13 protein-coding genes and 1 other RNA gene are annotated in these 13,525 nt (G+C 34.3%); 9 read left to right on the forward strand and 5 right to left on the reverse strand.

Annotated features, from left to right (window positions below; translation table 11 throughout):
• The first annotated feature begins 28 nt into the window (after nucleotides 1–28).
• Entirely contained in the window at nucleotides 29–1,333 is a 1,305-nt protein-coding gene (locus O5633_RS00560; protein WP_269610060.1) for a S41 family peptidase, read from the forward strand.
• Here O5633_RS00560 and O5633_RS00565 read toward each other — a convergent pair whose 3' ends face one another.
• Together O5633_RS00565 and nadA are read right to left on the reverse strand one after the other, a co-directional pair.
• Nucleotides 1,334–1,888, reverse strand: a complete 555-nt coding sequence (locus O5633_RS00565) for a DUF1543 domain-containing protein (protein WP_269610061.1) — start codon at nucleotides 1,886–1,888, stop codon at nucleotides 1,334–1,336.
• 9 nt (nucleotides 1,889–1,897) lie between these two features.
• On the reverse strand, nucleotides 1,898–2,839 hold the full coding sequence (gene nadA / locus O5633_RS00570; RefSeq protein WP_420063640.1) for a quinolinate synthase NadA: 942 nt from the start codon (nucleotides 2,837–2,839) through the stop codon (nucleotides 1,898–1,900).
• Nucleotides 2,840–2,931: 92 nt separating this feature from the next.
• On the opposite strand from nadA, the gene O5633_RS00575 reads away from it, so the two are divergent.
• A complete protein-coding gene (locus O5633_RS00575; protein ID WP_269611371.1) occupies nucleotides 2,932–3,774 on the forward strand; it encodes a TIGR04168 family protein in 843 nt (280 codons plus the stop codon).
• A 39-nt stretch (nucleotides 3,775–3,813) separates the two neighbouring features.
• Here the strand turns inward: O5633_RS00575 and O5633_RS00580 are convergent, their stop codons facing one another.
• Nucleotides 3,814–4,563 (reverse strand): TPM domain-containing protein, encoded by a 750-nt coding sequence (locus O5633_RS00580; protein WP_269611372.1) that lies wholly within the window; start codon nucleotides 4,561–4,563, stop codon nucleotides 3,814–3,816.
• Nucleotides 4,564–4,649: 86 nt separating this feature from the next.
• On the opposite strand from O5633_RS00580, the gene O5633_RS00585 reads away from it, so the two are divergent.
• Complete coding sequence (locus tag O5633_RS00585) at nucleotides 4,650–5,852, forward strand: class I SAM-dependent methyltransferase (protein WP_269610062.1); 1,203 nt, start codon at nucleotides 4,650–4,652, stop codon at nucleotides 5,850–5,852.
• Here the strand turns inward: O5633_RS00585 and aroB are convergent.
• Complete coding sequence (gene aroB, locus O5633_RS00590; protein ID WP_269610064.1) at nucleotides 5,845–6,951, reverse strand: 3-dehydroquinate synthase; 1,107 nt, start codon at nucleotides 6,949–6,951, stop codon at nucleotides 5,845–5,847. The genes O5633_RS00585 and aroB overlap by 8 nt on opposite strands.
• A gap of 286 nt (nucleotides 6,952–7,237) precedes the next feature.
• Between aroB and O5633_RS00595 the strand changes: the two genes are divergently transcribed.
• From O5633_RS00595 to O5633_RS00620, 6 genes are all read left to right on the forward strand, one after another.
• Complete coding sequence (locus O5633_RS00595; RefSeq protein ID WP_269610066.1) at nucleotides 7,238–8,383, forward strand: 5-(carboxyamino)imidazole ribonucleotide synthase; 1,146 nt, start codon at nucleotides 7,238–7,240, stop codon at nucleotides 8,381–8,383.
• 21 nt (nucleotides 8,384–8,404) lie between these two features.
• Nucleotides 8,405–8,587: non-coding RNA, 6S RNA (ssrS, locus tag O5633_RS00600), on the forward strand.
• 749 nt (nucleotides 8,588–9,336) lie between these two features.
• Nucleotides 9,337–9,585 (forward strand): DUF2997 domain-containing protein, encoded by a 249-nt coding sequence (locus tag O5633_RS00605; protein WP_269610067.1) that lies wholly within the window; start codon nucleotides 9,337–9,339, stop codon nucleotides 9,583–9,585.
• A gap of 785 nt (nucleotides 9,586–10,370) precedes the next feature.
• Nucleotides 10,371–10,661, forward strand: coding sequence for a DUF2811 domain-containing protein (locus tag O5633_RS00610; RefSeq protein WP_269610068.1), 291 nt, complete (start codon nucleotides 10,371–10,373; stop codon nucleotides 10,659–10,661).
• On the forward strand, nucleotides 10,658–10,852 hold the full coding sequence (locus O5633_RS00615; protein WP_269610070.1) for a DUF2811 domain-containing protein: 195 nt from the start codon (nucleotides 10,658–10,660) through the stop codon (nucleotides 10,850–10,852). The genes O5633_RS00610 and O5633_RS00615 overlap by 4 nt, the downstream gene beginning before the upstream one ends.
• Before the next feature lie 1,081 nt (nucleotides 10,853–11,933).
• Complete coding sequence (locus tag O5633_RS00620; protein WP_269610071.1) at nucleotides 11,934–12,215, forward strand: hypothetical protein; 282 nt, start codon at nucleotides 11,934–11,936, stop codon at nucleotides 12,213–12,215.
• Between the two features lie 190 nt (nucleotides 12,216–12,405).
• Here the strand turns inward: O5633_RS00620 and O5633_RS00625 are convergent, their stop codons facing one another.
• On the reverse strand, nucleotides 12,406–12,756 hold the full coding sequence (locus tag O5633_RS00625; RefSeq protein ID WP_269610072.1) for a hypothetical protein: 351 nt from the start codon (nucleotides 12,754–12,756) through the stop codon (nucleotides 12,406–12,408).
• Nucleotides 12,757–13,525: the final 769 nt, after the last annotated feature.

Here is a 13,525-nt window from a genome sequence, read left to right on the forward strand (position 1 = left end):
TTATTATTAGAAAAATTATTTGATAATTATGTTGAAGAGATTTTTAAAAATATGTTTATTAATAGCCACTTTTCCTTCGCCATCTTTTTCCTTTCAGGCTAATTCTTCTACTTTGATTACTAACAATCCAAAGGAGATAATTGATCAGGTTTGGCAAATTATATATCGTGACTTTTTGGATTATTCAGGTAAATATAAGGCAAAGGATTGGATTAAATTAAGGAAGGAAATACTGTCAACCAAATATTTTGATAATGACGATGCATACATAGCTATTAAAGATATGTTGGCAAAATTAGATGATCCTTATACAAGATTTTTAGATCCTAAAGAATTCAATGAAATGAGAATAGATACAACTGGTGAATTAATGGGAGTGGGTATTCAGATTTCTCTAGATGAAATTACTAAAAAAATTATTGTCGTATCTCCAATAGAGGGGACACCAGCCTTTATCGCGGGTATTAAACCTAATGATATTATCGTATCTATCAATGGTAAAACCATAGAGGGGTTTACCATTGATAGTACCGTTAAGCTTATTAGAGGTAAAAAAGGAACGAAGGTTGAACTAGGTATAATTAGAGACAATGAATTATTTAATGTCACATTAATACGAGATAGAATTGAAATTAATGTGGTTGATAGTCGAATAAATAATACGGTTTCAGGGGCGAAAATTGGTTATCTAAGGTTAAAACAATTCAATGCAAAATCTCCAAAAGAGATGAGTTTATCGATTAATAAATTAGAACAACAACAACCTTTTGGTTATGTATTAGACCTTAGAAGTAATCCTGGTGGGTTGCTTGAAGCAAGCATTGAAATAGCAAGACAATGGTTAAATACAGGTATTATTGTTAGTACTAAAACAAAAGATGGTATTACTGATACTAGGAAAGCAAAAAGCAGAGCCTTAACCAACAGACCAGTAGTAGTTTTAATCAATGAAGGATCTGCTAGTGCTAGCGAGATTCTCTCTGGAGCAATTAAAGATAATAAAAGAGGAGTATTGGTTGGGAAAAAGACTTTTGGTAAAGGACTAGTTCAGTCTGTAAGATCACTTTCTGATGGATCAGGTCTAACAGTTACTGTCGCTAAATATTTAACACCAAGTGGTAAAGATATTAATAAAAATGGTATAGAGCCTGACATTAGAGCAGAGCTTGTGTTAAATGATAAAAATATATTAACAAATTCTGATTTAGGAACTTTAAAAGATAGTCAATATGTAGCGGCTGAAAATATATTACTTAAAAAGTTTAGAGTTGAAAGTAATCAAAAATCTTATGACCCCTTAAATTCTAATTTATTCTACGCCCTGAAGAAATAGCTATAAATTGTCAATTCTTCTATATCCGTACCAGTCAGGAATAATTTTTTCACTTCTTTTTTCAGGATCAGGTATGAGACTTATTTCCCAATTCTTTATTTTAATAGGGTGCATATCTTCAACTTTTTCCAAATAATTTATACCTGAACAGTCATCATTATGTTTATTCTTTAAATTTGTTTCCCAATCTTTTTTTGCTTTTTTCTTTGCCTCAATAGCTTTTTTTGCGACAATTAGATTGAAGTCGTGTTCTTCATACATCTTTTTTGGATTGTATCCCCCTAAATTAACAAACCAAAGTGATAAATCTTCTATTTTTGGACTAATTAAACTATCTTTACTGGATTTAGATAGGACTATTTCATATCCATCAACATATTTAATACACTTATAACTATCAATGTGAAGACCACTTTTCTTCCCTATCCATTGTTTTCTAAGCTCAGGAAATGTATCCTCTATTGATTCACCTAAAACCCATCTAACATCGTGTATTTCTATATTGCTTTTTAAGCTTCTTCCCCCTAATACAACAATAAAAAGGGATAAATCCATAAGATTGATTTAATTACTCATATCTAACATCTTTTTCATTGGTTTATAGGCCATTGCTCGAATATGTTCGTCCATTTTTAATTCTGGGCTCATTTCTTTTAAACACTTATATACTTTTTCTAAGGTATTCATTCTCATATATGGACATTCATTGCAACTACATCCATCTAAACCAGGGACTTCAATATATGTTTTAAGAGGGTCTTTTAATCTCATTTGGTGGATTATTCCTGGTTCAGTAAGCACTATGAATTTATCGTTTTTACTTTTTTGAGAGTAATTCAGCAATTTGCTTGTTGAGCCAATGAAATCTGCCAAATCTAATAGATTTTGTTGGCACTCTGGGTGGGCAAGTACTTCAGCTGTTGGGTTCTTGATTCTTAACTTTATTAGAGATTCTTCATTAAAAGTCTCATGAACAAGGCATCTTCCAGGCCACAAAGTTAATTTTCGACCACTCTGACGTTCAACCCATCTACCAAGATTCCTGTCTGGCGAAAATAAAATTGGTAAATCTTTGGGTAATTGTTTTACAAGATCAACGGCATTACTACTTGTACAAATTAGATCGCTTTTTGCTTTTACCGCTGCGCTGCAATTGATATAGCTGATAGCAAAATGATCGGGATGTTTGTCTAAGAATTCTTGAAAGTCATCTGGCTGGCAGTCGTCTGCCAGTGTGCACCCAGCATCAAAATCAGGAAGAAGAACAGTTTTATCTGGACATAGGATCTTTGCTGTCTCAGCCATGAAATGAACGCCACAAAAAACAATGACGTCAGCATTTGTCTCCGAGGCTTTTCTGGATAACTCAAGTGAATCTCCAATGAAATCGGCGATATCTTGTATTGCAGGCTCTTGATAGTAATGAGCAAGAATTATTGCATTTCTTTTTTTGCGCAAAGAATTGATCTCATCAGTGAGATTAATTCTTTTATTTGAGACTGATATATCAGTCTTGTAATAGGAAACAGTGGTAATTAGTTTCCAAATGAACGTGTTGGGGCAGTATAGAGGTTAATTTCCTAAATAATCTGTCAGATATCCGAATCGCTATCGCTGGGGATTTGCATGGGTCATGGAGTCAGGATGATCTGGATTTGCTTTTGGAACTGAATCCAGATGGGGTTTTATTTGTTGGTGACTTATCAGATGGTGATTTAAGAATTGTTCGGGCAATAAATAAAATCTCTATTCCTACATCAGTAATACTTGGAAATCATGATAGAGGGAAAGACTGGTCAGGCGACATTTTGAAAGCCCAATTGGATTTGTTAGGTGAAAAGAATTGTGCCTGGAATTTGTCCAAATGGAAATTAAATGAGCTTTCTGTAGTTGGAGCTAGACCTTGCAGCGGTGGGGGAGGATTTTTCTTGACTCAAGAGGTTAAGGCGGTTTTCGGTGAGGTCAGCCTTGATGAATCTGTGCTTAGGATTGTTTCAGCGGCTAAGTCTGCACCATTAGATTTTCCTCTATTAATACTTGCTCATTCAGGACCAGTTGGTCTTGGATCAGAATCTTCTAGTCTTTGTGGAAGAGATTGGAAATTGCCATCAATGGATTGGGGAGATAAAGATCTTGGTATTGCAATTGATCAAATTCGTAAATTTAGGATTCCAGAATTAGTGGTTTTTGGTCACACTCATCATCAATTAAGAATTGGGGGTAATCGAACTAGAAAAACTTTTGCTAAAGATCTATGGGGGACTTCATATTTAAATGCAGCTTGTGTTCCTAGAAGAGGTATTGATTCGGCAGGGGAGAATTTATGTCATTTTTCTTGGGTTGAGTTCTCTAATGGCAAGCTGATTCATGCATCGCATAGATGGTTTAGGAATGATGCCTCAATAGCTTATAAAGAGATTTTATTGGATCAAAACAATTAGGATTGTTATAACTTAACTTGTCTACAAAGTTATTTGATTTTATGTTTGCTTATCTAAATCAGGGTCCTTAAATTTTCTTTCCGCAATCAAATAAGCACCAATCGCAGAGCCTATAAATCCCAAAATATTTCTCATTAAGGGCAAAATATCATTAGTTCTTGTTACTACAGGAGCAATGCCAAAAATACCAAATAGCATTACCCAAAGAGGTGAGAGAAGCAATAACCATCCTATTGAAAATGATTCATTACCTTTTCTTGGTGATGCTGCGAAACCTGCAATAATCCCCCCCAATAATGAGGTTAATAATGTCCATTGCCATTGTTCCTGAGGCAACCCAGGTACCACTTCGCAACCACCACGATCTAAACAGCTTTCTACGGCTTTTATTGAGGCTAAAATTGCTCCGTCCTCACCGTTATCTCTTACATAAAATTGGTTTCCAAATCTTGTTTGTAATTCCACCCAAAAGATTCTGGGCATTAATGCAAAATATGCATCTCCAACGTTAAAACTAAGTAAATTCCCCCCTCTCGGGTCGGCAACAATAAGTAAACTTGTTTCGTCTAGATTCCAATAGTCCTTAACGGCTAAACCAGGGGTTTTTTCAAATTGCGACAATACCCTTATTTTCCAACCAGTTTCTTCTTCATAAGAATTTAGTGAGGTTTCCAAATCTAACCTTTGTTTTTCGCTTAATGCTTTCGCAAGATCAATTATTGGTGTTTGTTCTTTTGGTAAGAGATCAGGATTATCGTAAGCAAATGTGGTTCCTTCCATAGAAAACATTATTACGATGCCCAGACAAAAAATTATGATTTTCTTAAATGATTTTTTGAACATGTAAATGATTTTCTCTGAACGTATTCTCCATCATGATTGACCCGACTGCGAGATGTCCTAAATGGTTAGTTGATCACATGAGCAATTGTGGCGGATCAATTAGCTTTTACAAATATATGAATCTAGTTTTAAACGACCCTAAAAATGGATTTTATTCAACTGGAAGATTGAATATTGGAAAGAAAGGAGATTTTTGCACCTCACCATCTTTGGGAAACGATTTTGCACGTTTATTAGCTATTCAGGTTGTTGATTGGTTTCTCGATCTAAAAAAATCAGGAATTGAATCCGAATTGTTTTCTCTTGTTGAAATTGGACCAGGAGAAGGTTCTTTATCAAGAGATTTGATAGTGGCAATTGCTGAGATTGCACCTGCTTTAATCAGAAAAATGGAGCTTATTTTAATTGAATTAAATGTAGGAATGAGAGAACGACAAGAAAAAGTAGTTAATAACTTGGAGGGCATTAATTGTCGCTGGAGCAACATCGAAGATCTTATTTCAAAGCCAGTAACAGGTGTAGTTATTGCGAATGAAGTTTTAGATGCTTTCCCAGTAGAAAGATTAGTTTTTACTAAAAATAAAGTTTTTAGACAAGGAGTTTCTTTGAAGAAAATAAATAATGAATATTTTTTGGAGTTAGTTGACCTCAGGCCTACTCAAGCGATTATGAGATTTCTGCAAGATTCGAAAAGTCTTTTAAATATTGAGTTTCCACCAAAGGATATTTGTGATAGATGGATTACAGAATGGCATTGTGATGTGCCGATTTTGTTTGATAAGTTGTCTAAGATTTTAATCAATGGCTCATTATTAGTTGTCGACTATGCGATGGAATCGAAACGGTATTACAACGCAATTAGAAAGGACGGTACTCTTATTTCTTACAGGAATCAAAAAGCAAATTCAAATATTTTGAAAGATCCTGGCTTGAGTGATTTAACAGCACATTTATGTATTGAATCAACTATTAATTATGCCTTGTCCAACGGATGGAAGTTTATGGGTGAGACTAGGCAGGGACAAGCTTTATTAGCATTAGGACTTTCAAGCTTTCTATATTCTCTTCAAAATACAAGTAGTCAAGATTTGTCGGCCGCCTTAAATCGAAGAGAATCATTATTGAGGCTGGTTGATCCAATGGGACTGGGGGAATTTAGGTGGTTAGCTTTCCAGAAGGATAATAATTATGATTTAGTTTTTAACAATCGTTTTCTCGAGGAACCAATCAACTAAGCTTTTGCAAGCATTCATCTATCTCTTTATTTGAGACATTATTGAATAATTTTACAGCCCCAATTTTTAAGGGCATAACAAAACTTACTTTGCCATTCATAACTTTTTTGTCTCCTTGAATTGAGCTTAGAACACTTTCTAGCTCAAGCTCTGGCCACTTAGTGGGTAAACCTGCTTTCTCTATTAATTGTTTTTGCCTTTTTGCATCAATCTCTTTCCAGAGTCCCCTTTGCAATGCTAGCTGACCAACTGCAACCATACCCATTGCGACTGCCTCACCATGTAGCCATTTCCCATACCCACAAAGATTTTCTATTACGTGGCCAAATGTATGTCCATAATTTAAAAATGCTCTTACTCCACTTTCCTTCTCATCTTTCATAACAATTTCTGCTTTAGACATAGCAGAACGCTGGATTATTTCTACTAACAGATTCTCTTTTATTGTGGATAGCTCAGAAATATTATCTTGACTCTCCAGAAGTTCGAATAGGTCTAGGTCTGATATAACTCCATATTTTATTATTTCAGCCATACCTGCTTTGAACTCTCTAGCTGGAAGCGTCGCTAACGTTTTAGGGTCTATCAAAACTAATTTAGGTTGATGAAAAGCACCAATAAGATTTTTTCCTTTCGAATGATTTATACCTGTTTTACCTCCAATAGAGGCATCAACCATTGCGAGTAACGTCGTAGGGATTTGGACTACATGAATTCCACGCAACCAAGTAGCAGCAGCAAAACCAGTCATATCTCCAATCACGCCACCTCCGAGGGCAATCATTAAAGATCCTCTCTCTAGCCTGGCTTCATAAGCTGCATCGTGAATTAAATCTATAGAAGATTGATTTTTCTGTTCTTCTCCTGCTTTTAATGTTAAAAGCCTTGGGTTGTACTTACTTTTATTCAGACTGTTAATTATGCAATTACCATAATGATCAGAGACTTCTTTGTTGGATACAACTAATACTTTTAGTCCTTCCTTGAAACCAATTTTACGTAGCTCATCTCCTATACATTCAAGACTACTTTTACCTATAACTATTTCGTATGGGTTGCTAGTTAAAGAAACTTGAATATGGAGGTTGTCTTTATTCACAGTTGTGATAAATAAGATCTTTCATGATTTATTAGATTAAATCATGAAAACATGAAAGTAATTATATGGTTGACTAACATATTTAATCAACCAATGATATGTGTTCGTATACGATCAGTATTTATTAAGGGATCAAAATAATCACATAGTGGAATATTCTTTAGGTTGTGAATAAAGGATGTATTATTAAAGCCAACTTTGTACAGTATATTTATTTGTTTGTTTTACGAATTCTGAGTTGTTTGCCTTCTAGTGTGCAAAGCTCTAAAAATGAGGACTTGAACCAATGATTGGGGTTGTGGGCGGAGGTCAGCTTGCAATGCTTCTTGTTGAAGCTGGAAAAAAAAGAGATATTGATGTTGTTGTTCAGACGACATCTAAAAATGATCCTGCTGCGAAAAAAACTAAGCAGGTTATTTTGCATGATCCTACTAATGCATCTGGTACAAAACTTCTTGCCGAAAAGTCTCGCTTGATTACATTTGAGAATGAGTGGATTGATATACCAAGTTTACTTTCGCTACAAAATAATGGAGTTTCTTTTGTTCCAAGACTTCAATCCATAAGACCTTTGATTAATAAAATAACTCAAAGAGAGTTATTAAATAGACTTGATATCCCTTGCCCTAAATGGCTACCTATTCCTTTAGAAAAATCATCAGAAATTGATCTTCCTGTTGATTGGGGATTCCCAATGATGGCAAAAGCTGCTACAGGTGGATATGACGGTAAAGGTACAAAAATTATTAAAAATTTAGATCAATTGGAAAAATTTCTTGAAGTTGAGAAAGAGGAACAATGGATGCTGGAGAAATGGGTTTCTTTTGAAAAAGAATTATCTATTGTTTCAAGTCGGGATTCAAAAGGTATAGTTCGCAGTCTACCTATTGTAGAGACTTATCAATCTAAACAAGTATGTGACTGGGTCCTTGCTCCAGCTGAAATTAATCATGACGTTAATCTTATGGTGAAAAATATCGTATCTTCGTTGCTTGCTGAGTTGGACTATGTTGGGGTTATTGCTATTGAATTTTTCTATGGATTTGAAGGATTACTTGTAAATGAAATAGCTCCAAGAACTCATAACTCAGGTCATTTCTCTATAGATGCATGTAGCAGTAGTCAGTTTGATCAACAAATATGTATCACATCCGATATTGATGTACCTATGCCTGAAATGCTTGTTAATGGTGCTTTGATGGCAAACTTGCTTGGCTTACAAAGCAACTATCCAATTTCACTTGCTCAGAGGTTGAAAAAATTAAGGGGTATTCCTGGCTTGAACGTTCATTGGTATGAAAAAGAAGAAGAAAAAAAAGGTAGAAAGCTTGGTCATGTTACTTATATCTTGAAAAATAAAGATGCTTTTTGTAGAAAAAAAGAAGCTTTAGATATTTTAAAAACTATACGTTCAATTTGGCCTACCTCTTGATGGTATTTTGTTTAGATTGTTCTAGTACTACTTTGTTGGTCTAGGCCTTTTCAAGTGCTCTGATCTGACTCTCTTTCGATATGGGGAGGCTGTCGTGAAAGTGACGTATACCAGCTTTGTTCTGGAAACGAAGCTTCACTTTGAATCCCCCTCTGGTTCTACCAGGTCGATGCTTCTTGGGTCTTACGGCAAAGCGGTACTAACCCTTTAGCTTGTTGGTATAACTGGCTTAAGCAATAGATAACAACCTCTTTCTTTTTGGTGGTCCTACCAAGTGGTCCTACCGAATTGTCCTACCAGTGGTCCTACCATTTTTTGGATTCATACTATTATCTTTAATTCATTACAAAAACAAGCCAAACAGATCTTTTTTTTTCAAATATTTATCAAAAAATAAGCTCTATTCTTTTTGATTAGGGTTCTTTCAGTTAGGTCTATTCAATACGGTCCTACCAGATCAACCTCTTCAAGGCTTTGCAAATAAAAGTCTCCTAACAACCTGCTGGTAGGACCGTTGTTTGTACAGCTTAGAAGCTTGGAAGACCTGCTCTCCCCTCCTAAGAGTTTCTCCCTGCTTGCCTAGTAGCTGTTTAGGTCGAATCCTGACTCAGATGCTTGATTTGTATTACCTGTTAAAGAATCATCCCCTTCTGACGCTTGAAATAGCAGCTGCCCCACCTATAAGTAATGTTGCGAACATGATTGCATGATATGGAGTAAACATAAACCAATACTTAGTTTTTAAAAATCTAACTACCTAATGCGATGGAGTGTTGTAGTGCAAAGCAAATATCTCTAGGGTATTCCTACCCATGCGGGCGTGATCTTCCTAGGCTAGAACTGAAATATTAAGGAAACATTAAGCTGCCTTCTCTTTTCAGTATCGGTCGGTCTGGTATCTCAGATCTTTCTTAAAGAGAACGAGGAGTTGTTTCTATGAAATATCACTTGTCATGTCACTCACTACTATTAAGTACACAATCAAACCTGACGGAAATGTAGAAGAAGAAGTTCAAGGAGTAGTAGGTCACGCTTGTCAACGAATTACTAAGTCAATTGAGGATGAGGTAGGAGATGTTGTTAGTCGTGATCATTTGGCATCATTCTTTGTGACGGATTCAAATCCAACTGAAACAAACATACAAAACCTTGAAGAGGAAGACTGGCGTGGATGCTGTAATTCTTGGGAGTGTGCTATTTAATTCCGTTCATCATAGAAACTCTTTGCATGCCAATAGGGGGGTTGAAAGTTCTTATCTCATTAAGTGGTTTTGGCGATTAGTTGGTCTTCAGACTTGATTTAAAAGTGTTTACATTCCATCATTATTCTTAGTATAATTAGATACTTTTCCACAATTGAAGGTTTTTGATCTCAACTTTTAAATAAATCAAAAACAAGAAAAAATCCATTAGAAACTTGCAGAATAAAATTTGAAAGGTCAATTGCTTAAAGCCATTTTTTAGTTTTTTGATTTAAATTTTACAAGAAGAAAATTCAAGCTTATGAGTGGAGCTGATTTCTTGAAATTAAGTGACTCAGGCTGGTTTAATGAAAGAATATTCAATAGCAGATCCTTTTGCTGGGCGTATATATTCCTAAAAGATTGAATAACGAATAAGTCAGCTAATGTTTATTTGTCCTTATCAATCTCTTTGATGAGTCTTAAAAAAAATCTAATATCATTCATAAGATAATCTAATCAATCAATCTTTAAGCCCTTTCTTAAGAGTAAATCATTTGTTTTCAACATGTTTTCCACAGGATAAAAACAATAATTCCTTTGCTGGTGTACTTCAGTGGAAAATCCTAAAAAAAGTACTTTTTATTGTCATTTTATATACAAGCTACTATTTGTATTTATTTTTCTATTGACACCCTTCCCTCCAAAGGGGTCTCATCATGAGACAAGGTTAGATTAGATTTTTCATGCTCCTTGACTTGCGATTGGAAAAACTGATAGATGGGGGTTCACAAGGAAATTATTTAATGCAAAGTTCAACGGTAGAAGCGATTCAATCAAAAAAAATAGATCAGCAAAACAGTATTTCTATTAATGATCAAAATGAGTCAATAGTTAGTTTCATAGAAGATGTACCTGTCTATCTAAATGACGCAATGAGAAAATATCTAGATGAGCATCCAAACTGGGATCAACATCGATTAATGCAAGCAGCGATCTCTGGTTACCTTTTGGAAAAAGGTGTTACATCACTAGAAATGAGACGTTTTTACACTCAAAGTATGTTGTCCAAAAAAACCATGAGAGGAAACATATGAGCTTAGAGACAGAGATCCCTGAGATTCTTTTTACAGAGATGAAAGATTTTATTGAATTAAGTTCTGACCTTGATAGAAAAAAATTTATAAATTCTGCTTTAACAGATTTTTTATTTCAGAATGGATGTCAAGTTAAACATCTTAGAGAAAGCTATTTGAAATATCTTCTTAATCATTCTCCTAAACTTTAATTTTTAAATTCAATTTTTTACTTTCGTAGCTCATATCAAAAACTCAATCAGTTTTCAAACCTAAACAAATACAGAAAACGTCACATATACCTCTTGAATCAGCAAAATAACTACTTCAGTAGAGACTTAATTATTTTTCTTATTTAGTATTTTCCTCTTCAACAGGCTTCGCCTCTTCAGCGGAATTAATTTCTTTTAGAAACTCAGAGAGTTTTGAAAAATCCCCTTTAGGAATTCAATGATTTTCTGTAGTAAGTCTTTCATATGAAAATTCCCTATCGAATATCGAGGGAAATAAAGCTTCATACAAATAAAAACATTTATAAATTACTTGGTCTCTCGCAACTAATACTCAAAAATTGGAGGAAATGAATAAGCCTTTTAACTCTAGAGGAAATACCCGGGCGTTAAGACGGATTTACATCACCTATAAAGATCACTTAAAACAAACTTAAGACGAACAACTTTGAGACTAATTACTTCCAAAGTAATTAAACCTTGTATATGAGAGCGAATTACAAATCTCTCAGCAAAACTCCTAAAAAAAACAATGAAAAAACAAAAGTCATCTCCAAAAGATTTTTTTACATCCAATATCACGAACAAAAGGGTACTAACTCAAAACAATAAGGAAATAACTGCGACTATAGCGAGAAGAGAACATCTTCTCAGGGAATTAAAAGAAACCAATTTAATATTGCATCACTTAATGAGTCAACTTAAATTAGATGAAGAATTCAAGAAGCTATACAAGGCTTATTAGCTACTTCTTTATTTACCACCTGCGATATTCCTGTTGGATCTATTCTAGATGGTCCTACCACATTTTCGTCTTAGATCACCTATAAAGCATCCTTCTATGCAGTCTGCTTGGTAGCCTCTTTGTCGCTTTGAGTGGTTTGTGATCCGTCCTGGCACCCTCTCAGATACTCATGCTTGCCTCTCACTCTTTTGGTTAGCCCCTATGGGGGTGATTTGTCTTTGGTCTATATGTAAAAAGGCCAAATAAATTTCTGGAAAAATTCTATAGACATTTATTTGATAACCAAGAGAATTAATCCAAACTTAGGAAACAACTCTCATGTGCCTTGAAGAAGAATCCTTTGAGATGGTTCTTAGCGAATATAGAAGCATGGATAGAGAGGAGCTAAAGGCCAATATCGATTATTGGGAAGAAGCAGCAGAGTGGTCTCATCAATTGCAAATTTTAGATATCGCGAAACAGGAACTAGAGCGAAGGAATAAAGAAAGGGAGGAACAAATAGAACTTCTAACTAAATCTCTTTCATCATCATCAAGACTTGGAAGATGGATCTCTAGTGGAAAAGCAGTTGTTCAGAAATTTGTTGAGTTGAAGTTTTGATTCATGTTTCTATCTTGCTAAATAAAAGCGACAAAGTACTTTAAATTCAGATGCATTGAGTTTTGCCAATGTATTTATTGAGGATTATGTCCATCAATAATTTTTTGAATAGTTTCTAAACGATTTTTAAAAAGCTTGTTGTCCGATCTCAATATTTCCAATTCAGCTTTGGACTTTATATAAAACTAGATTAAAGTGTTAAACCTTTAGCTTTACGGACTTTTCGTAGAAGCTCGTGATCTTCTCTTGCTCTTTGATCAAGAATTGCTATGTCTCTTCTTGCTTTTTGATCAACTTTTTGAATATCTTCCCTTGCTCTCTGATCAAGAAGTGCTATGTCTTTTCTTGCCCTTTGATCGATGTTCTCAAGATCGGCTCTAGCTCGTTGATCAACATTCTCTAAATCGATCTTTGCTCTTTCTACCATGCTCGCCATTGAGTCAACCATCATTGATAAAGCTGCGGGGACCTGCTTCCCAGAAGTTGAAAAAGGGGACTTTTCATTAAGACTAATACCAGTGTTTGCTTTATTCGAAGCCATAGGTTTGATTAAATAGGCTCCTTCAAATAGAAGCCATCTTCTTTATTTTTCTATTATCTCTTTTTATTAGCCCAACAAATAAAAATCTTCAGAAGGAAAACGAGATGTAATAGAAAATTTGATAATTTTACCTGAAAAGCCAATTTTTTCATGTTTTAGCTCTGTCTATCTTTCATGAATTCTTGATTTTTAGGGCCATTTATGAGGTAATGATATTCCTATTTATTAGGTGAATTGAGACTTTTCAAATCCTTATATATATTATGATAAGTTCAACATATGATTTCTAATGTAATTTATTTGTATTAATAATATTTTCCTTTGGGATATAGTCTCGCTATTCTTTTCTTTTGAGTTTCTTTCTCTAACTGTTTTCGTTTTTTATCCTTATAGGAATCATTACCTTGATTAAGTCTGAAAAAGACAAAATAGAACATAATCCCTGTGAAAATTAATCCTATAAATAAAACCCAAAAGCCAATTAACCCTGTAGGAGATAAGTAATGAAAATCGAAAGAAGTATTTCTCATTTTTATTCTATGAAAACCAATTCACCTATCTTATCTAAAAAGATTATAAAATAATTGAATTGCATTGTTTGATTCAGTCCTGTAAATTATGCTTTAAATCTAAATGGCTTTAGTCTATGAATGAGAATTTTTACGCATTAACACATGAATAAAATTAATTAGAATTAGTTTTATTATTTTAATTTGAAATGGAAGAGACACATAACTATGCAATGAATCTTGTCGTCCCAATAATGGGA

The organism is Prochlorococcus marinus str. MIT 1013 (genome assembly GCF_027359395.1).
Classification (GTDB): domain Bacteria; phylum Cyanobacteriota; class Cyanobacteriia; order PCC-6307; family Cyanobiaceae; genus Prochlorococcus_B; species Prochlorococcus_B marinus_E.

Coding starts and splice junctions, on each gene's coding strand:
- O5633_RS00560 (WP_269610060.1), top strand. CDS start 29: ATGTTGAAGAGATTTTTAAAAATATGTTTATTAATAGCCACTTTTCCT.
- O5633_RS00565 (WP_269610061.1), bottom strand. CDS start 1,888: ATGGATTTATCCCTTTTTATTGTTGTATTAGGGGGAAGAAGCTTAAAA.
- O5633_RS00580 (WP_269611372.1), bottom strand. CDS start 4,563: ATGTTTTCTATGGAAGGAACCACATTTGCTTACGATAATCCTGATCTC.
- O5633_RS00585 (WP_269610062.1), top strand. CDS start 4,650: ATGATTGACCCGACTGCGAGATGTCCTAAATGGTTAGTTGATCACATG.
- O5633_RS00595 (WP_269610066.1), top strand. CDS start 7,238: ATGATTGGGGTTGTGGGCGGAGGTCAGCTTGCAATGCTTCTTGTTGAA.
- O5633_RS00605 (WP_269610067.1), top strand. CDS start 9,337: ATGTCACTCACTACTATTAAGTACACAATCAAACCTGACGGAAATGTA.
- O5633_RS00610 (WP_269610068.1), top strand. CDS start 10,371: ATGCAAAGTTCAACGGTAGAAGCGATTCAATCAAAAAAAATAGATCAG.
- O5633_RS00615 (WP_269610070.1), top strand. CDS start 10,658: ATGAGCTTAGAGACAGAGATCCCTGAGATTCTTTTTACAGAGATGAAA.
- O5633_RS00620 (WP_269610071.1), top strand. CDS start 11,934: ATGTGCCTTGAAGAAGAATCCTTTGAGATGGTTCTTAGCGAATATAGA.
- O5633_RS00625 (WP_269610072.1), bottom strand. CDS start 12,756: ATGGCTTCGAATAAAGCAAACACTGGTATTAGTCTTAATGAAAAGTCC.